Annotated in this window: 16 protein-coding genes, 1 tRNA gene and 1 other annotated feature; of the genes, 14 read left to right on the forward strand and 3 right to left on the reverse strand. The window is 51.6% G+C overall.

Annotation, left to right across the window (positions count from 1 at the left end; all coding sequences use genetic code 11):
* Position 1: 1 nt before the first annotated feature.
* Positions 2-478, forward strand: a complete 477-nt coding sequence (locus tag NDI45_RS09620) for a CYTH domain-containing protein (protein ID WP_348247172.1) — start codon at positions 2-4, stop codon at positions 476-478.
* Positions 479-488: 10 nt separating this feature from the next.
* Here the strand turns inward: NDI45_RS09620 and holB are convergent, their stop codons facing one another.
* Positions 489-1,457 (reverse strand): DNA polymerase III subunit delta', encoded by a 969-nt coding sequence (gene holB, locus NDI45_RS09625; RefSeq protein WP_242067409.1) that lies wholly within the window; start codon positions 1,455-1,457, stop codon positions 489-491.
* 190 nt (positions 1,458-1,647) lie between these two features.
* On the opposite strand from holB, the gene rplS reads away from it, so the two are divergent.
* The 8 genes from rplS to rplL all read left to right on the forward strand — a co-directional run bounded on the left by rplS (position 1,648) and on the right by rplL (position 5,843).
* Complete coding sequence (gene rplS / locus NDI45_RS09630; protein ID WP_190792672.1) at positions 1,648-2,013, forward strand: 50S ribosomal protein L19; 366 nt, start codon at positions 1,648-1,650, stop codon at positions 2,011-2,013.
* A gap of 169 nt (positions 2,014-2,182) precedes the next feature.
* A tRNA-Trp gene (locus NDI45_RS09635) sits at positions 2,183-2,255 on the forward strand.
* Positions 2,256-2,394: 139 nt separating this feature from the next.
* Positions 2,395-2,643, forward strand: a complete 249-nt coding sequence (gene secE / locus NDI45_RS09640; RefSeq protein WP_190792671.1) for a preprotein translocase subunit SecE — start codon at positions 2,395-2,397, stop codon at positions 2,641-2,643.
* Positions 2,643-3,281 (forward strand): transcription termination/antitermination protein NusG, encoded by a 639-nt coding sequence (gene nusG, locus NDI45_RS09645; RefSeq protein WP_190792666.1) that lies wholly within the window; start codon positions 2,643-2,645, stop codon positions 3,279-3,281. Before secE ends, nusG begins: the two co-directional genes overlap by 1 nt.
* Positions 3,282-3,287: 6 nt before the next feature.
* Positions 3,288-3,713: a 50S ribosomal protein L11 gene (rplK, locus tag NDI45_RS09650; RefSeq protein WP_190792665.1), complete on the forward strand. Its 426-nt coding sequence runs from the start codon at positions 3,288-3,290 to the stop codon at positions 3,711-3,713.
* A gap of 111 nt (positions 3,714-3,824) precedes the next feature.
* The gene (gene rplA / locus NDI45_RS09655; protein WP_190792664.1) at positions 3,825-4,538 is read left to right on the forward strand and encodes a 50S ribosomal protein L1; all 714 of its coding nucleotides are present in this window, start codon (positions 3,825-3,827) and stop codon (positions 4,536-4,538) included.
* 50 nt (positions 4,539-4,588) lie between these two features.
* Positions 4,589-4,739, forward strand: a sequence feature (ribosomal protein L10 leader region).
* A 79-nt stretch (positions 4,740-4,818) separates the two neighbouring features.
* Positions 4,819-5,358 carry a 50S ribosomal protein L10 gene (gene rplJ, locus NDI45_RS09660; RefSeq protein WP_190792663.1) on the forward strand — a complete coding sequence of 180 codons (540 nt, stop codon included), beginning with the start codon at positions 4,819-4,821 and terminating at the stop codon, positions 5,356-5,358.
* An 89-nt stretch (positions 5,359-5,447) separates the two neighbouring features.
* Positions 5,448-5,843 (forward strand): 50S ribosomal protein L7/L12, encoded by a 396-nt coding sequence (gene rplL, locus NDI45_RS09665; protein WP_190792662.1) that lies wholly within the window; start codon positions 5,448-5,450, stop codon positions 5,841-5,843.
* A 120-nt stretch (positions 5,844-5,963) separates the two neighbouring features.
* Here rplL and NDI45_RS09670 read toward each other — a convergent pair whose 3' ends face one another.
* Together NDI45_RS09670 and apcB are read right to left on the reverse strand one after the other, a co-directional pair.
* Complete coding sequence (locus NDI45_RS09670; protein WP_190792661.1) at positions 5,964-7,430, reverse strand: phosphoglucomutase/phosphomannomutase family protein; 1,467 nt, start codon at positions 7,428-7,430, stop codon at positions 5,964-5,966.
* Between the two features lie 465 nt (positions 7,431-7,895).
* Positions 7,896-8,405: an allophycocyanin subunit beta gene (gene apcB / locus NDI45_RS09675; protein WP_348247173.1), complete on the reverse strand. Its 510-nt coding sequence runs from the start codon at positions 8,403-8,405 to the stop codon at positions 7,896-7,898.
* A gap of 415 nt (positions 8,406-8,820) precedes the next feature.
* On the opposite strand from apcB, the gene glnA reads away from it, so the two are divergent.
* From glnA to NDI45_RS09700, 5 genes are all read left to right on the forward strand, one after another.
* Positions 8,821-10,239, forward strand: coding sequence for a type I glutamate--ammonia ligase (glnA, locus tag NDI45_RS09680; RefSeq protein WP_348247174.1), 1,419 nt, complete (start codon positions 8,821-8,823; stop codon positions 10,237-10,239).
* A 949-nt stretch (positions 10,240-11,188) separates the two neighbouring features.
* The gene (locus tag NDI45_RS09685; RefSeq protein WP_348247175.1) at positions 11,189-13,930 is read left to right on the forward strand and encodes a DUF3536 domain-containing protein; all 2,742 of its coding nucleotides are present in this window, start codon (positions 11,189-11,191) and stop codon (positions 13,928-13,930) included.
* A 219-nt stretch (positions 13,931-14,149) separates the two neighbouring features.
* Positions 14,150-15,871, forward strand: coding sequence for a DUF3352 domain-containing protein (locus NDI45_RS09690; RefSeq protein WP_348247176.1), 1,722 nt, complete (start codon positions 14,150-14,152; stop codon positions 15,869-15,871).
* Positions 15,872-16,162: 291 nt separating this feature from the next.
* Complete coding sequence (gene ccsB / locus NDI45_RS09695) at positions 16,163-17,155, forward strand: c-type cytochrome biogenesis protein CcsB (protein WP_348247278.1); 993 nt, start codon at positions 16,163-16,165, stop codon at positions 17,153-17,155.
* A gap of 26 nt (positions 17,156-17,181) precedes the next feature.
* Entirely contained in the window at positions 17,182-17,640 is a 459-nt protein-coding gene (locus NDI45_RS09700; protein WP_190791849.1) for a KGK domain-containing protein, read from the forward strand.
* The last annotated feature ends 17 nt before the right edge of the window (positions 17,641-17,657 follow it).

Below are 17,657 nucleotides of genomic sequence, written 5' to 3' on the forward strand. Positions count from 1 at the left end.
CATGGGTATCGAGATTGAGCGAAAGTTTTTAGTGCAGGGTGATAGCTGGCGATCAAAGGCTACTGCGACCCCCTACCGTCAGGGCTATATTTTAGCGACGAAAGAGCGCGTCGTTCGGGTGCGAATCGCCGGGGATCAGGCTTACATTACGATCAAGGGTGAGTCGGTTGGCATCGGTCGCGCTGAATATGAATATCCCATCCCAGTCACTGATGCAACTGAGTTGCTCGATACGCTCTGCGATCGCCCCCAAATTGAGAAGGTGCGGCATTGTCTGGCGAGCGGCGACCTAGTCTGGGAAATTGATGAATTCCACGGCGAAAATCAGGGACTCATCATGGCAGAAGTCGAACTCCCCAACGCTGATTACCCCCTACAGCTTCCTGATTGGATTCGCGAAGAAGTGACGCAAGACCCGCGCTACTATAACGCTTATCTGTCAAAGCACCCCTACCAAACCTGGGGAATTTCTTCTTGATTTCAGGTTCTCAGCCAGCAAATTCCTGCATTTTCATTAGTGTTACCTCCCACACCAGCTGAGGCTGCACATACTGCAATAGCATTCGGCGGGTGTTTTCTAGCAGAGACAAATAGTAGGGCTGTTGCTGTTGCCAGTAATGCTGCTGCAAATAGTCCACCAGCCAAAGCTGAGTTTCGCCATCCAGGCTGCGAACAATCTGACGTGCAAGATCAAGGGCATCTTTGAGACTGACAGGAATAGCCGTTGCAGCATGAAGTAGCTCGATCGAAACGGTCTGAAGCTGCTGCCAGTGAACGATCGCCTCCCCCGGGCTCCCCTGCGCCAGCGTCAAAATTTCGGGATGGTTCAAGATTTCCCCTTGTCCTACCTGCGTCAGAATTTGCGCGATCGTCTCCCTGTCCAGTCGATAAAACGGAACTCGCTGACAGCGAGACACTAAGGTGGGTAATAAGGACTCTGGGCTGGGCGCAATCAAAATCAGCGTTGCCTGTCCTGGTTCCTCCAGCGTCTTTAACAGTCCATTTGCAGCGGCTTCTGCCATACGGTCTGCCTGCTCTAGCACAATCACCGATCGACGAGCCTCTAGCGGCGCACGACTCAAAAACCGAGCAACCTCCCGAATCTGCTCCAGCCGAATTTCAGGCAGCGATCGACGTTTAATCCCCAACTCCACCGCCTCAGCCGCAGAAAGAAACTTTCCCTGATGCAAATAAGTTGGCTCCACCCACAGCAAATCAGGATGATTGCGCTGACGAATTCGCTGCCTCAATCCCTCAGAAATCGGCTCTAATGGCTGACGCGCCAGTAACAGCTCTGCAAAGCAGCTTGCTGCCAAACTCCGCCCCACTCCCGCAGCCCCAGCAAATAAATAGGCAGGCGCAATCCGCCCCTGAGTCACTGCACGAGTAAGAAGCTCGATCGCCTGAGGCTGCCCTAAAAGCGGCTCAAAACTAGACAGCATTACTGATCGTTCCATCTCAACCATCCCCGAATCGTTTCCCATTGTAAAAGTCGTCCCAACCCTCCCCCCAATTTCACCCTTTCACCCGGCCCCCCGTAGGCAAACCGTTCCTCATTCGCAAAACACTCCCCACTCGTAAACCAATCCCTAGACTTTTCCCTCTCTCCAGGCTATGATAAGCAATTGTGAGTTTTGCTGGGGTCTGATGAACGCGCAGGAGATTATCCGCTCGATTGAAGCGGAACACTTAAAGCAAGATCTCCCCACCATCCATGTTGGGGACACAGTTCGGATCGGAGTACGAATTCAAGAAGGCGGCAAAGAGCGGGTTCAGCCCTACGAAGGTACAGTCATTGCCATCCGTCGGGGCGGGATCAACCACACGATTACCGTGCGTCGCATTTTTCAGGGCGTTGGCGTAGAGCGGGTTTTTCTGCTCCACTCACCGCGAGTTGCCAACATTAAGATCATACGTCGCGGTAAAGCCCGGCGGGCAAAGTTGTACTACTTGCGTGAACGGGTGGGTAAAGCCACTCGCCTCAAGCAGCGGTTCGATCGCCCTCTGGAATAGTCGAGTTTCTGCGATCGCAAGCATTTGTGATTGGTGGCTCGCCCAGTTTGCAGAAAGTTGCAGGAAAAATGCAGTTTGCACTCCCCCGTTAGATTTCTGACAAGCTAGTTACCAATCGCTCTTTGCTGCTAGACTAGGAAAGGCATTCCCAAATCAACCTTAACCGCGTGCGTCCTTAGTTCAGTTGGTAGAACGCAGGTCTCCAAAACCTGATGTCGGGGGTTCGAGTCCTCCAGGGCGCGCTGGTTCTATTTCTTTCAGTTGATTTCTTTCAATTGATGAAGGTTAAGGATTCGCTGAAAAGCAGGAAATGAACCCTTTTGAATGAGGCGACAAAGGGCTGTGGCAAAGAAAGACGAGACAGAAGCTAAGGCTCAAAAAATGTCAAAAGACTCTAAAGACGCTGCTAAAGAGTCTAAAGAAGTCAGGAAAGCGGAGACGGGAAAAGCAGGATTTGATCCCGTTGAGTTTGTTAAAGGGACAAGAGAAGAATTAGATAAGGTTGTATGGCCCTCACGCCAGCAGCTCATTAGTGAGTCGGTCGCAGTCATTTTGATGGTCACGCTCTCTGCAACGCTGATCTATTTTGTTGATCAATTATTTGGTTGGGCTGCTAGCCAGGTGTTCTAATGGCTCTTTCATCTGACGAAGCTGATAATCTTTTACAGCAAAGCGAGGACACAGAAGATGAGTCCACTCCCCAAGGGACACCTCGCTGGTTTGCCGTGCAGGTTGCGTCGGGGTGCGAAAATCGCGTCAAGCTCAATCTAGAGCAGCGAATCGAAACCCTGGATGTTGCAAATCGCATCCTGCAAATCGAGATTCCCCAAACGCCAATCCTCAAGCCCACGAAAGCAGGCAAGCCGAAGGAAGGAGCTGAAAAGGTTTTTCCAGGCTACGTGCTAATTAAAATGGTTATGGATGACGACACTTGGCAGGTTGTCAAAAATACGCCAAACGTAATTAACTTTGTGGGCGCAGAGCAAAAGCGACGATACGGGCGGGGAAGAGGTCATGTGAAACCTTTGCCGCTTGGTGCAGCAGAGGTCGAACGGATCTTTAAGCAGGCGCAGGAGCAAAAGCCAGTTGTCAAGATTGATATGGCAACGGGTGACAAAATCGTGGTGCTATCAGGTCCATTTAAGGACTTTGAGGGCGAAGTGATTGAGGTGACTCCAGAGCGCAGCAAGCTGAAGGCGTTGCTATCGATTTTTGGTCGAGATACGCCCGTCGAGCTTGAATTTAATCAGGTTCAAAAGCAGAGCTAGTTTTCAATGGCTAAGAAAGTTGTAGCGATTATTAAGTTGGCAATTACGGCAGGAAAAGCAAACCCTGCTCCCCCGATCGGTCCGGCTCTCGGTCAGCACGGGGTCAACATCATGATGTTCTGCAAGGAATACAATGCGAGAACTGCTGATCAAACAGGTCTTGTGGTTCCGGTAGAAATCTCCGTTTTTGAGGATCGCAGCTTTACGTTCATTCTCAAAACACCTCCGGCTTCGGTTTTGATCACCAAAGCAGCTGGAATTGAGCGAGGTTCGGGTGAGCCAAACAAGAAAAAGGTTGGTTCCATCACGCAGGCGCAGCTCCGAGAGATTGCTCAAACTAAGCTGCCTGACTTAAATGCAAATGATATTGATGCAGCGATGAAAATTGTTGCAGGAACCGCTCGCAATATGGGCGTGACGATCGTTGACTAGAAAGTTCAAGACGAACTTGCTTCAACCCTCATTTCAGACTGATAAATCAGACTGACGAAAATTCTAGCGGGGGAGAGGAAACTCCTCGCAATTACCCCAGGAGTGTAAGACATGGTTAAAAAAGTATCGAAGCGTTTACAGGAACTCAAGCAAAAGGTTGAGGAACGTCCTTACCAGCCGCTTGAAGCTCTTCAGCTTTTGAAGGAAACGGCAACCGCAAAGTTTTCAGAATCGGCAGAGGCGCACATCCGCCTCGGAATTGACCCCAAGTACACAGACCAGCAGCTTCGGACAACCGTTGCACTGCCGAAGGGAACAGGTCAGGTGGTTCGTGTTGCGGTGATTGCACGGGGCGAAAAAGTTACAGAAGCTTCAAGCTCTGGCGCAGATATCTATGGTTCTGAGGAGCTGATCGACCAGATCCAGAAAGGCATGATGGACTTCGATGTACTGGTCGCAACGCCAGATGTCATGCCTCAGGTCGCAAGGCTGGGTAAGTTGCTGGGTCCTCGCGGCTTGATGCCGTCGCCTAAAGGTGGTACGGTGACGTTTGATGTCGCTCAGGCGATTTCTGAATTCAAAGCTGGAAAACTAGAGTTCCGGGCAGACCGAACGGGAATTGTTCACGTTTTGTTTGGCAAAGCATCCTTCTCGCCGGAAGATCTGTTGACGAACCTAAAGACACTGCAAGAAACGATCGATCGCAACCGCCCTTCAGGGGCAAAAGGACGTTTCTGGCGAACAATGTATGTTTCTGCCACAATGGGTCCGTCGATCGAAGTTGATATCAACGCGCTGCGAGATCTGAAGGCAGATGCAGCTTAATGACGCGCTAAACTAAGAAGGACTTGCAGGAGTCACAAGTTTGCCAAATTCCCACAACTAAATCACAGCCGTAGACAGCAGGCGCATTATGCTTAATTTCCTGCCGAGGTTCTCTTCTTCCGTCGCGATCGATGGTCGATGAAATAGTGAGTTTAACTCACTTGAACCCCGGCACGCTGTTCGGGGTTTTTTGTGTCTAGAGCTTTCATGCTTTTATCGGTGGGAATAACGGCACGAATGGGTTTGTTCTTTACTAATGACTTAAGGAGGTGAGAAACGAATGGGAAGAACGCTGGAAGATAAAAAGGCGCTTGTTGCAGAACTGAAGGAAAGCCTGAGTCAGTCCCAGCTTGCAGTGGTGATCGACTACAAAAGCCTGACTGTTGCTGAAATTACCGATCTGCGGCGGCGGCTACGTCCGAAGGGCGGCGATTGTAAGGTGGCGAAAAACACGTTGATGCGGATGGCAGTCCAGGACGACACGAACTGGCAGCCACTGGGCCAAATTGCAAAAGAGTCCTCTGCATTCCTGCTGCTAAAAGATGATATTGGCGGCGCACTGAAGGCATACCAGGATTTCCAAAGAGTCACAAAGAAGTCTGTGATTCGCGGTGGCGCAATGGAAGGTCGCTTGCTCAGCGAGGACGATGTGAAGGCGATCGCTGATCTACCCTCGAAAGAGCAGCTCATCGCTCAAATTGCTGGGGCGATCAATGGTGTGGCAACCAAGCTGGCGGTTGGCATCAACGAAGTTCCTGGTGGACTAGCGCGGGCACTGCAAGCGATTGCTGATAAAGATAAAGAGCAAGAAGCAGCTTAGTTTTAGGTCGATTAGGTTTAGATCTAGGCGGATCTCGATCGAAAAGACCGAAAAGTTTCACTTACTAAATCACTCTAGGAGTTGAGCGAATGTCTGAAAAAACTGATGCAATTCTAGACCAGCTTAAGACCCTAACGCTGCTGGAAGCGTCTGAACTGGTCAAGCAAATTGAAGAAGCCTTTGGCGTAAGTGCGGCGGCTCCGGCTGGTGGCATGATGATGATGGCTCCGGGCGCAGGTGCAGCAGCTCCGGCTGAGGAAGTTGAAGAGAAGACCGAATTTGACGTGATTTTGGACGAAGTTCCGGCAGATAAGAAGATTGCCGTGCTGAAGGCAGTCCGTGAACTGACGGGTCTGGGTCTGAAGGAAGCGAAGGATCTGGTGGAATCAACGCCCAAGCCTGTGAAAGAAGCTGTGGCTAAGGAAGCAGCCGAAGAAGCTAAGAAAGCGATCGAAGCGGCTGGCGGTAAAGTGTCGATCAAGTAAGTTGATCGCAGTTTTATTGGTTACTTTCAGTTCTAATTGATTAAGTTCTGAAAGTGATATCTCAAAGAGGGGGCATTAAGCCCCTTTTTTGTTTTTTATCAGCTAATCGACCTTGCGCCTTTAACCGGAAATCGCGTTTGCCCAGTCCTTTGCCCATAAAAGATTTGCTTGAACTCGATCGTCGGTCAGTCCTTCAGAGTAGAGGCGCAGTACAGGCTCCGTGCCGCTAAATCGAATCAGGAGCCAGCTTTGATCGGCAAGCTGAAGTTTGTATCCGTCGATCGTTAGACAGTCAACCACGCCTTGTCCGGCAACTTCAGTAGGGGGCTGGGTTTTGAGCTGTTCCAGCAAGCGGGCACGCACCTCCATACTGGCGAGGGGAAGATCGATGCGATCGTAGGTTGAGGCGTATTCCGTTTTTTGCTGCAAAGTCTGATGGAGATGGCTCAGGTCCTTTCCAGACTGAACGATCGCCTCCAGCAAATACAGAGCAGACAGCAGCGCATCGCGTTCGGGAATATGATGCCCATAGCCAATGCCGCCCGACTCTTCGCCGCCCAGGAGCACTTGCGTTTCCAGCATTCGATCGGCAATGTACTTGTAACCAATCGCCGTTTCGTGCAGGGGCAGGTTGTAGAGTTGGGCGATTTTTGGAATCAGGTTGGAGCCGCTGATCGTTTTAATCACTTCACCTGTAAAGCCCCGTCGTACTGCCAGGTGCTCGATCAAAATGGGAATCAAGACTTGAGAGCTGAGGAAATTACCCTGTCCGTCTACCGCAGCCACGCGATCACTGTCGCCATCAAACACTAAGCCAACGGCAAGATTGTCATGGGGCTGTTTCAGGCGATCGAGCAGCGTCGGGATATAGCGAGGCAGGGGTTCGGGTGCGCCACCGTCAAACAAGGGATCGCGATTGCTGTTTAGCTCCTGAATTGGTGCATCAAGCAAACGGGCTAATCCGCCCGCCGCTGCCCCGTGCATGACATCGGCAAAGACAGTGAGCTGACCCGAGCGCAGCGCAGTTTGAATGGCTCCAATATCGACTTGAGCGCGCAGCGTATTGCAGTAATTTTTCCAGGGATCAAAGGTTTGTAGTGAAGGAAGCGGATCGGCAGGAGCAGCGAGGGCGGCAGGCGTTTCCTTGAGCTTCGCCTCGATTTTTTGGGTTACTTCCGGCGGTACTGATCCCCCAAACGCACCTTTGACTTTTAACCCTGAATAAATGCCTGGGTTGTGGCTAGCAGTAATGACCAATGCACCCAGCGCGTTAAGCTGCTTGGCGGCTAAACTAAAAGCCGGAGTTGGCGCGTAGGTTTCCGAAAGCAAGACTTCGTATCCGGCAGCTTGAACCGCTTCTGCGGTGACTCTGGCAAACTCTTCGGAGAGGAAGCGGCGATCGTATCCCACAATAATCAGACGACTGCCGTTACTGCCGTAGGTGTCGGCTAATGCATGGGCAGCGAGAGGTGCAACGCGCAGCAGTCGCTCAACGGTGAAATCAGCGGCAATCACGCCACGCCAGCCATCTGTGCCAAAGGTAATCGGTTTTGCTGCCAGGGACGCGGGGGAGATGGGAACTGCCATAAAAATTGCCTCTCAGGTCGTCGATCGTAGGGCTAGTACGGTAGGGCTAACAGGGTGGGCTAACTAGTGGGCTAACTCAGGCAGAACCGAAATCTGGTTCTAAAGCAGCCGGAGCAGTGCATAACAACGTCAGTGCATTGCATCTTCAAGGGATGACAACTACAGCTTAAAGCAAGCCACTAGGTAAAAGTATCGGCGATCGAGTTGCCCTTCAGACAAGTGCTTTTACGAAAAATCGCCGTAAACTTTATTAATTCTGGTGAGTCGAAGCGGAAATTTTACAAGGTTAGCCTTCTTGTTCAGTGTTTGGCAGCGAACCCTACCGATATTGTGCCCACTCAGCTGCAATTAGAGTATTTTTATTACAAATAAAAAAGGACATCTCATTTCAGAAATGTCCTTTGATTTCATTGCGTTTGGTTTTGCTACAGGCATGCGTCTAGACGATGCTCAGTCCAGCTCTGATTACACATCCTGTTCGCTGAGTTCGCGGGTCATGTAGTCAAAGGGCTGATCGACCATCGCCGCATTTTCTATGCCCGCAGCAGCAATTTGCTCTTTCACAATATCTTTCATGATCTGAATGCCAATCACCGTGGAACCGATCGGCACACCGAGCGAATTGTAGGTTTCACGCAACCCTTGCAAAACGCGCTCATCTAGCACATCCATACTGCCTGCAACCAGGGCATAGCTGGCATAGCGCAGGTAGTAGTCCATGTCGCGCAGACAGGCGGCATAGCGGCGCGTAGTGTAGGCATTACCACCCGGACGAATGAGCTCAGGAATTTCTTCAAAAAGCTGCGACCCTGCCTGACGCACGATCGATGCAGCATTGGAATTGATCACGGCGGCTGCCTGAATGCGAGCGGTGCCGCTATCGAAATAGGCTTTGAGGGTGTCTAGCGCATTGCGATCGAGATATCGACCTGTGCTGTCGTAGTTTTTAATGAGGCTCGTCACCGCGTCCCGCATGAGATCTGATCTCCCAAAAATTCCGATTAGTAATCGTGCTTACTATTAGCAATTCGCCCTTCAGTGTATCACGGTGCGTTTCTCAGAATTCGCAGCAGATCAGCGATCGTAAGGCTTCTGATTGTTAAGTTTTTTGTCTATTAAGTTGTGTTTTGAATTGTGGAAAGTTGCAGGAGAAGGGACATTTTGTAATCTACGATACAAAATCCGGGTGAACCAGTTCCTACGATGGTTCAGGTGTGTTACAACCCGGTTCAATTTACGAAATTTCTCTTGAACGCAGCCTAACCCCAACTCCAGGTTATTGCTATCGCTGGGTGGGTGAGAGTGCCTTGAATGCTTGAGTAATCCAGTCGAACCGCTCAGTTTCCACTCCACTGAATTTTAATCGCTCATCGTTGCTAAGGAGCAGTTCATGACGACCCCCCAAGACGTTCTCAATTTGATTAAAGAGCAAAATATCCAGCTCATCGACCTTAAGTTTGTCGATCTGCCTGGAACCTGGCAGCACCTCACCGTTTATCATGACCAAATCGACGAGAGCAGCTTTGATCAGGGCGTACCGTTTGACGGTTCCAGTATTCGGGGATGGAAAGCGATCAACGAATCAGACATGATGATGGTGCTTGATCCTAATACCACCTGGATTGACCCCTTTATGGCGGAGCCGACGCTGAGCGTGATATGCAGCATCAAGGAACCCCGGACGGGCGAACCCTATTCTCGCGATCCTCGAACGATCGCCCAAAAAGCAGTAGACTACCTCTCCTCAACTGGACTTGGCGACACGGCTTTCTTTGGTCCTGAAGCGGAGTTCTTTATTTTTGATGATGTTCGCTTCGACCAGAATCAGCACGAAGGCTATTATTATGTTGATTCGATTGAGGGTCGTTGGAACTCTGGTCGTGTTGAGCCGGGCGGCAATCTGGGCTATAAGCCCCGCTACAAAGAAGGCTATTTCCCCGTTGCGCCGACTGATACTTCGCAAGACCTGCGGACTGAAATGTTGCTGACGATGGCAAAGTGCGGTGTGCCGATCGAGAAGCATCACCACGAAGTCGCATCGGGTGGTCAGTGCGAGTTGGGCTTCCGGTTTGGAACGCTGCTTCAGGCAGCAGACTGGCTGATGACCTACAAGTACTGCATTAAGAACGTTGGGAAGAAGTACGGCAAGACCATTACCTTCATGCCCAAGCCCGTCTTCAACGACAATGGTTCTGGAATGCATACCCATCAATCGATTTGGAAGGGCGGCCAGCCTCTGTTTGCAGGCGATGGCTATGCAGGTCTGAGCCAGATGGCACTGCACTATATCGGCGGTATTCTGAAGCACGCTCCCGCTCTGCTAGCATTCACCAACCCAACGACCAATTCCTACAAGCGTCTGGTTCCGGGATTCGAGGCTCCGGTGAACCTGGCATATTCGCAGGGCAATCGATCGGCTTCAGTGCGGATCCCGCTATCTGGTACAAATCCGAAGGCGAAGCGTCTGGAGTTCCGCTGCCCGGATGCAACCTCGAATCCATACCTGGCGTTTGCGGCAATGCTTTGCGCTGGAATTGACGGTATTAAGAATCAGATTGATCCCGGTGAACCGCTGGATGTGGACATCTACGACCTCAGCCCGGAAGAGCTGGCTAAGATTCCTTCGACTCCGGGATCGCTAGAAGATGCGCTGGAGTGCCTGGAGAAAGATCACGACTTCTTGACGGTGGGCGGTGTGTTTACCGAAGACCTGATCAATACCTGGATTCAGTACAAGCTGGACAATGAGGTGAACCCGATGCGCCTGCGTCCGCACCCCTATGAGTTCTCGCTCTACTATGACTGCTAAAAAGGGACTGCTCAAATGAGCGATCGAGATCCGCTGAGTCTTAATTGCCTCTGGTGATCTATATCTAATTTGCGAGCGATCGGACGTGCTACGGTGCGTCCTTTTTTGTTGCCTCACAGTTCCTTCGGATCATCTGGATCATCCCTATCCTGAGAATATCTTCTGATTGATAGAGTTTTCTCAGTTCAGATGGACAGAAGATCTGGAGAGAAAAGCAAAATTGATGCGAAAGTCGGGTTTTGTGAATATTGAGTGGTGAATTTTTCGGCAGAAACAGCTAGTGCTTTTCTGCGATCCCGATGACGATGAATTTGGCTTGCAGCAAATTTTAGAACGGGGATCAGTTATTCTGCCTGATTTTCAAAAATTAGCGTTTCGATCGATTTGTGTTTTTGGAAAATAGCAGGCCGAATTCTAACCTTGGTTTTACCCTAAACATGAAGAACTCTCACTTAGTGTAGAGATTTGGTAAGAGATTGTTGTAGAGAATTAACACACCCCATTCCTTAAGCTTTAGGTTTAAGATACAGCAAGGATATCTCTGCGCTGCATTCAGGAAGTTACTTCAGATATTCCCCTGATTGAATCGCAAAATGTAAATTGCAAGTGAAGCACGGCTTATCCTTCCTGCTTGTTCAGCGTTAAGCAATAGAGTTGGTCTTTGCATCATCCCCGTTTGTTATTTTGTTAGCGATTGTTTCCTGCTTTATCGCGATCGGCTTAACCGCACTGTTCCAAAAACATTGCAGAAACATTGCAAAAAGCACTTACTGCAAAAGATTTGTGTTTCTCATCATGTCTTGCTTGCTGAAGCAGCTAGCAAATCGTTTTGTCCTGAATCCTTCGGCCTTTCTAGGGTTTGTGGCTTTTAATTTTGATTTATCTTCAGTTGATCCCTGATTAATTTCTGCGTTTATTTCTGCTGATTTGCTTTTCTATTCCCAAGAGTATGACTTCTCAATCTTTTAACTCGGCTGATTCTTCTGACTTCACTTATGCAGATGCGATAACAATGCAGGATTCTTCTGCTCCAAGCTCAAGTAGTTTCTTATCTGAGGTCATTGCTTCAACAGGCGGGGATCATGTGAATACAGCTTCGTCTGCGTTTCTGAAGCCTGATCCCATTCAGCAGGCACATGGGGTTTATGTCACAGTACACGGTCACTTCTATCAGCCGCCGCGTGAAAACCCTTACCTGAATTCGATCGAGCGTCAGCCGAGTGCATCTCCGTTTCATGATTGGAATGAGCGAATTTATCACGAGTGCTATCGACCGAATGCCTTTGCTAGAGTGTTAAACGATCGTGGCGAAGTGCTGGGGATCGTGAATAACTACGAGTATCTCAGCTTCAACATTGGTCCGACGCTGATGAGCTGGCTAGAACAGCACGACCCGGAAACCTATCAGCGTATTCTGGAAGCAGACCACAAAAGCTGCGATCGCCTCAATGGACATGGCAATGCGATTGCTCAGGTGTATAACCACATCATTATGCCCCTAGCAAGCGATCGCGATAAGCTGACGCAAATTCGCTGGGGCAAAGCTGATTTTCGGGCCCGATTTGGACGTGATCCCGAAGGCATGTGGCTGGCAGAAACGGCAGTCGATCAGGCAACGTTGGCGGCATTGATTGCAGAAGGAATTAAATTTATTGTTCTGGCTCCCTCGCAGGCGCAACGCTGTCGTCCGCTTCCAACGACTAACGAGCCTGATCCCTATTGGATTGAAGTGGGGGGTAGCCAGATCGATCCGATCCAGCCCTATCGCTGCTATCTGAATCCTGCGTCTGATCCTTTGTCGGGATCGTTCCCGATCGCCACAGACCGTTCCTACATCGATATCTTCTTTTACGACGGCCCCATCTCCCGCGATATGGGCTTTAACGATGTGCTGAGCAGTTCGCATCACTTTGTGGGGCGGTTAGGGCAGGCAGTGCGCGGGGATCATCGCCCGGCACAGCTTATTTCGGTGGCAACCGATGGAGAAACCTTTGGGCATCACAAGGGCGGCACTGAGAAAGCTCTGGCGTATGCCTTTGTCGAAGAGTTTCCGCGTCACGACTGGACGGTGACAAACTTTGCCCACTATCTCAGCCTCAATCCGCCCACTTGGGAGGTGGAGTTGAAGCCCGTGACTGCTTGGAGCTGTTCACATGGGGTCGATCGCTGGCAAGAAGACTGCGGCTGCGGCGGCGGCGGGTTATGGAATCAGCAGTGGCGTAGACCGCTCCGGGATAGTTTGGACTGGCTGCGGGATCAGCTTGTGAAAGTGTTTGAAGAACAGGGGCGAAAGCTGTTTCGTGATCCTTGGAAGGCGCGGGATGAATACATTCGCGTCATGCTCGATCGCAGCCCTGCTAACGTGAATCGATTTCTTTCAGAGCATCAGTGCCGGAAGCTGACGGTAGGCGATCGCATCGATGCCTTGAGACTGCTAGAAATGCAGCGGCACACCCTGTTAATGTACACAAGCTGCGGTTGGTTTTTTGATGAACTCTCTCGCCCGGAAGGCACGCAGATTTTGCGCTATGCGGCGCGTGCTCTGGAGTTAGCCGGAGATGTAGCAGGCGTTCAGCTTGAAAAGGTATTTATTAAGCGTTTGGCGGCGGCTCCTAGCAACGTTGAGTTTTTCCAGAACGGGGCAGAAGTGTATCGGCAGCTTGTGATTCCGGCGCAAATTAGCCTGGAGCAGGTGGCTTCGCACTATGCAATCACGTCGCTGTTTACGCCCTATGCACGGGATCAGCGGCTTTATTGCTACAGCATTCATCAGATGGATTACCAGATTCAGCGATTGGGATCGCTCACGCTGGCAGTCGGACAAATTCAAATTACTTCAGAGCTGGTTCGAGAAACGCGTCATTTGGTGTTTGCGGTGCTGCACCTGGGTGGCTGGGACTTCCACTGCTGTATTCAGCCCTTTGCCGGACGCCGATCGTACACCCAGCTTCGAGACAGTTTATTTGAGGCAATGGCTCAGGCAAGTGCGGCACGAACGATCCTGGCAATGAATCGCGCCTTTGGAAATCAGTCCTACAGCTTGCAAGATCTGTTTGCTGAAGAACGTCACCGGATTATGCGCCTGCTGAGTCAAGAAACCTTGACTCGATTGGATCAGCTTTATACCCAGGTTTACCGCGATAACTACGGGGTGCTGATGGCATTTTACCGAGATGCGCTAGAAGTGCCCCAAGAACTCCAGGTTGCCGCAGAAGTGGCAATCAGCCATCGCGCTCTCACCGCACTGCAGTCGCTAGAGCGAGAAACGAGCGACTTCCCGTTCAGCAATCCCGAAGTTTGCCACAGCTATCTCACCGAACTCGAAGCGATCGCTACGGAAGCAGCCCATCTGCACTGTCCGATCAAGCCTCCCCAGATCAAACAAACCCTGGAACGCCTGATTCTGCGATCGCTCTGGAATCTGCTGCACAACCTCAACCCAGACACGATCGAAACCGATGCCACCTGGATCGATCGTCTGATCGCGCTGGGCACTCATTTCAATCTGGGGCTTTCCCTCGATCGCGCTCAGGAGCTTTACTTCCGCCATCTGCACGGTCATATTCTGCCTGATTTAACTGGGACTTCTGGCGATCGACCCAGTGAAGCTTGGACGATTGCTCAACTGCGCCCGCTGCTGAAACTCGGTAAAACTTTGGCGATCGATCTCCGAGGATGGTCTACGGATTAAATTTCTTGGGCGGATCTTGACCCCACTCTCAATCCCACTTCCAAACCTATAGAGGAACTTCCGATCGGCCTTCCTCCCCTGTCCACCAATTTTGGGGATCTAGCGGGTTGCGAAACCTGGACCTCTAAAAAATTCTCATGGGGATCGTTTATCGGCAACTCGAATTGACGATCGATCGTCTATAGTCGAATGTGCGATGGCGAGAAGGGAGGAAATGGGGTGAAGCTTAAACTGCTTGAACAGCTCAAGAAACAGCCAAAGCTACTGGTGGCATTGGGGGCATCGCTGGGAATGGTTGCAGGCGGAGCCGTTGCCTGGATGCTGGTACAGCAAAAACCAACTGCCGTGGGTTTACCTGCCGGATCGGAAGTGTTGCCTCAAGAGACGGTTGCGCTGTTTTCCTTCTCTACTAATGAGAATCAGCTACAGCAGCTCCGGCGATTGGGTACGCCTGAATCCCAGTCTGCCCTCGATCGCACCGTTGCTAATTGGCGCGATCGGTTTCTCATGTCAAACAACCTCAACTTCGATCGCGACATCAAACCCTGGGTGGGTGATGAGATGACCGTGGCGTTTCTATCTGCGGCACAGCAGGCGACGGAATCTCCAGTGATTGTTCTCCCGATCGCCCATCCTGAGAAAGCACAGCAGGCTTTTGCGACTCCCAAAGTTGCTAGCGGTCAGGAAGCGGTCGATCGCGACTACAAGGGCTTCAAAATTCGGGAAGTTCACGGGCAAACCGATCGGGCATACGCGGTAGCCGTGATTGATAATCGCCTCGTGGTTGTGTCTCCTGACCCAAAGGCGATCGAGCAGGCGATCGATGTGTATCGCGGCAAAACTTCTGTGGTACAGGCTCCTGGCTATGCCCAAGCATTTCGGCAGCTTGAAACCACAGCTAATCCCTTTGTACGGTTCTATCTGAACGTGCCTCAGTCGATTGCTCTGGCTGCGAATAATCCCATGCAGCCGCTCCCGCCCCAGATGCTGATTCCTTTTCAGGCAAATCAGGGCTTTGTGGCGATCGGTACCGTAGATCGGCAAACGGTAAACTTTGAGGGCGTTGGCTGGCTGCCTAACGACAGCAAAATCCGCTACCGCACTGGGGATCAAGACGATCGCATAACTACCCTGCTGCCTGCGGAAACGCTGCTCGTGAATTCTGGAGACAGCTTCAAGCAGTTCTGGCAAAGCATCGACCTGCCTCAGGAAAACGCCCCACGCGGCACGTTTAACCCCAGTCTGGTGCGGCAGAGCTTTGGCAATCTCACCGGGCTGGACTTCGATCAAGATATGGCTGCCTGGATGGATGGCGAATACGCAATCTCGCTGATTTCTGCTCCGCCTGCTTCCCCGGCGAACCAATCTGCCAATCCACAGACCAATCAGTCCCGTGCTGGGATTCTGCTGCTGGCGCAGACGAGCGATCGCCGCAAGGCAGAACAGACATTCCAGAAACTCGACGCAGTGATGGGCGATCGATATCGCTTCCAAGTCACTGAAGCGCAGCTTGGCGGCAAACCCGTCACGACCTGGGTCTCCCCTTTTTCGTCGCTCAGTATCACCCACGGTTGGCTCGATGGCAACGTTGCCTTTATCGCGATCGGACCCAACCTTGCCAGTACGATTTTGCCTGCCCCGGCAAACGCACTGGCGCAAAACACGCTGTTCCAATCTGCAACAGAATCCAACTTTCAGTCCACGGACGGGCATTTCTTCCTGGATCTCGATCGGCTCGCCACCCCTAACCTGCCTTTGCCCCTGCCCAAACTTGCCCCCAATGACCAGAAAGCAGTGAATGCAATTCGGGCAATTGGCGCAACTACGGCAGCACAGGACGGGCGCACGATGCGATATGACATTCAAATTTTGATGAATCAGTCCTCCAAAGCTCCTACTGCCCAGTCCAGCCCCAGTCCTAGCCCTGAATCCAGCCCCTAGAGGAGGTTTAAACAGTCATTGCCATCACCTAAATCGCTCCCTATACATAATTCTGCGGAAAACTGAATTTTCTCCGAATCTCAAAGCTCCTGATTCATAGGGAATTTAGTGATAGGGAATTTAGCGGGCGATGCACCACCTCTCCCATGTCTCCCCCATCCTTAAGAATTTGTTGCTCAAAATGCAATCAAACCCCAAATCGGGGAGCAGGCTCGGTACGATAGAAGAAGACAGTCTTTCTAATGGTGCTTGTCTTGGTTGACTGCATCTCTCGCGCTGGAGATTTTTGGGATGGATCTGGTTGCACTGCAAAACTGGCTTGATAACGCTTCCTTTGCCGTTTTGTTTTTCACGATGCTGATGTATTGGGCGGGAGCCGCTTTCCCCAAGCTTTCCTACCTGCCGACGTTGGGCGCGACGGGGATGGCGATCGGCAATCTCTGTATTGCGGCATTGCTGGGGGCACGCTGGATCGAGGCAGGCTATTTCCCGCTCAGCAATTTGTATGAGTCGCTGTTTTTCATTGCCTGGGGCATTACGGCGATGCACTTCGTTGCGGAAAACATGAGTCGCAGTTCGCTTGTAGGTGTGGTCACGGCTCCGATCGCGATGGGCATCACGGCGTTTGCAACGCTGACCCTGCCTGCCACGATGCAGTCTGCCGAGCCGCTTGTTCCTGCGCTGAAGTCAAACTGGCTGATGATGCATGTCAGCGTCATGCTGCTGAGCTACGCCGCGCTGATGGTGGGTTCGCTGCTAGCGGTCGCGTTTCTGGTCGTCACCCGCGGGCAGGAAATTGAGCTAAAGGGAAGCTCGGTTGGCACAGGAGCATACCGGGATTCGCGCCTGCGTCGTGCCGGGTCGGAGAATGCTGCGCTGACCCTGAGTGCGGCTCAATCGACTGATGCTGCTACGGCAGTTCTGACCCCGGCAAGTGAAACGATCGCCCTCACTCCTCAACGGCTCAACCTGGCAGACACCCTAGACAACATCAGCTACCGGATCATCGGTCTGGGCTTTCCGCTGCTAACGATCGGCATTATTGCCGGAGCGGTTTGGGCAAACGAAGCCTGGGGATCTTACTGGAGCTGGGACCCGAAGGAAACTTGGGCACTCATTACCTGGCTGGTGTTTGCGGCTTATCTCCATGCCCGCATTACACGTGGTTGGCAGGGTCGTCGTCCGGCAATTCTTGCGGCATCGGGATTCGTCGTTGTTTGGGTGTGCTATCTGGGCGTGAACCTGCTGGGCAAGGGGCTACACAGCTACGGCTGGTTTTTTTAGGGGCTATTCGTTAGAAACCGGAAATCATGGAAGAATTTGAAGTCTTAAGCAGCGATGAAGTGCTGCACGTCCGATCGGGTCGAATCCTGATGCGAAATCCAACCTTTAAGGCAAGCGAGTTGCTGGATGCCCTAGCGCAGCTGATTAGCGAACAGGACAGCGAATGGACGGAAGAACAGGAAGACTGGTTCACCGATCGCGGCTTGAGCTGTGAGGTTTTGCGCGTCGGAAATGTAGGCTGGCAGCGCGGCAGAGTCAGAATTCGCTTTGAGTTCGCACCCGAACGTCCTAAACTGCTTCGGGAAAGCCCCCCACTCCAAACTGAAACCTACTCCCGCCCCGAAATCTTTTTGCCCCGTAGTCGCGACGAAGGCTATCCGCGCAATCCATCCCCAAACCGGGAAGACATCTACCCCAGACGCAATTCGCCTCAAAACGAAGACTGGGATGACAGAGACGATTTTGAAAACGAGCGCGGCTATTAACTCAGTAGTTTATTCCC

It is taken from the genome of Leptolyngbya sp. GB1-A1 (assembly GCF_039962475.1).
Taxonomy (GTDB): Bacteria; Cyanobacteriota; Cyanobacteriia; order Elainellales; family Elainellaceae; genus Leptolyngbya_A.

Excerpts from the sequence above, each read along its gene's own strand:
- NDI45_RS09620 (WP_348247172.1), top strand. The coding sequence starts at position 2 with ATGGGTATCGAGATTGAGCGAAAGTTTTTAGTGCAGGGTGATAGCTGG.
- holB (WP_242067409.1), bottom strand. The coding sequence starts at position 1,457 with ATGGAACGATCAGTAATGCTGTCTAGTTTTGAGCCGCTTTTAGGGCAG.
- rplS (WP_190792672.1), top strand. The coding sequence starts at position 1,648 with ATGAACGCGCAGGAGATTATCCGCTCGATTGAAGCGGAACACTTAAAG.
- secE (WP_190792671.1), top strand. The coding sequence starts at position 2,395 with ATGTCAAAAGACTCTAAAGACGCTGCTAAAGAGTCTAAAGAAGTCAGG.
- nusG (WP_190792666.1), top strand. The coding sequence starts at position 2,643 with ATGGCTCTTTCATCTGACGAAGCTGATAATCTTTTACAGCAAAGCGAG.
- rplK (WP_190792665.1), top strand. The coding sequence starts at position 3,288 with ATGGCTAAGAAAGTTGTAGCGATTATTAAGTTGGCAATTACGGCAGGA.
- rplA (WP_190792664.1), top strand. The coding sequence starts at position 3,825 with ATGGTTAAAAAAGTATCGAAGCGTTTACAGGAACTCAAGCAAAAGGTT.
- rplJ (WP_190792663.1), top strand. The coding sequence starts at position 4,819 with ATGGGAAGAACGCTGGAAGATAAAAAGGCGCTTGTTGCAGAACTGAAG.
- rplL (WP_190792662.1), top strand. The coding sequence starts at position 5,448 with ATGTCTGAAAAAACTGATGCAATTCTAGACCAGCTTAAGACCCTAACG.
- NDI45_RS09670 (WP_190792661.1), bottom strand. The coding sequence starts at position 7,430 with ATGGCAGTTCCCATCTCCCCCGCGTCCCTGGCAGCAAAACCGATTACC.
- apcB (WP_348247173.1), bottom strand. The coding sequence starts at position 8,405 with ATGCGGGACGCGGTGACGAGCCTCATTAAAAACTACGACAGCACAGGT.
- glnA (WP_348247174.1), top strand. The coding sequence starts at position 8,821 with ATGACGACCCCCCAAGACGTTCTCAATTTGATTAAAGAGCAAAATATC.
- NDI45_RS09685 (WP_348247175.1), top strand. The coding sequence starts at position 11,189 with ATGACTTCTCAATCTTTTAACTCGGCTGATTCTTCTGACTTCACTTAT.
- ccsB (WP_348247278.1), top strand. The coding sequence starts at position 16,163 with ATGGATCTGGTTGCACTGCAAAACTGGCTTGATAACGCTTCCTTTGCC.
- NDI45_RS09700 (WP_190791849.1), top strand. The coding sequence starts at position 17,182 with ATGGAAGAATTTGAAGTCTTAAGCAGCGATGAAGTGCTGCACGTCCGA.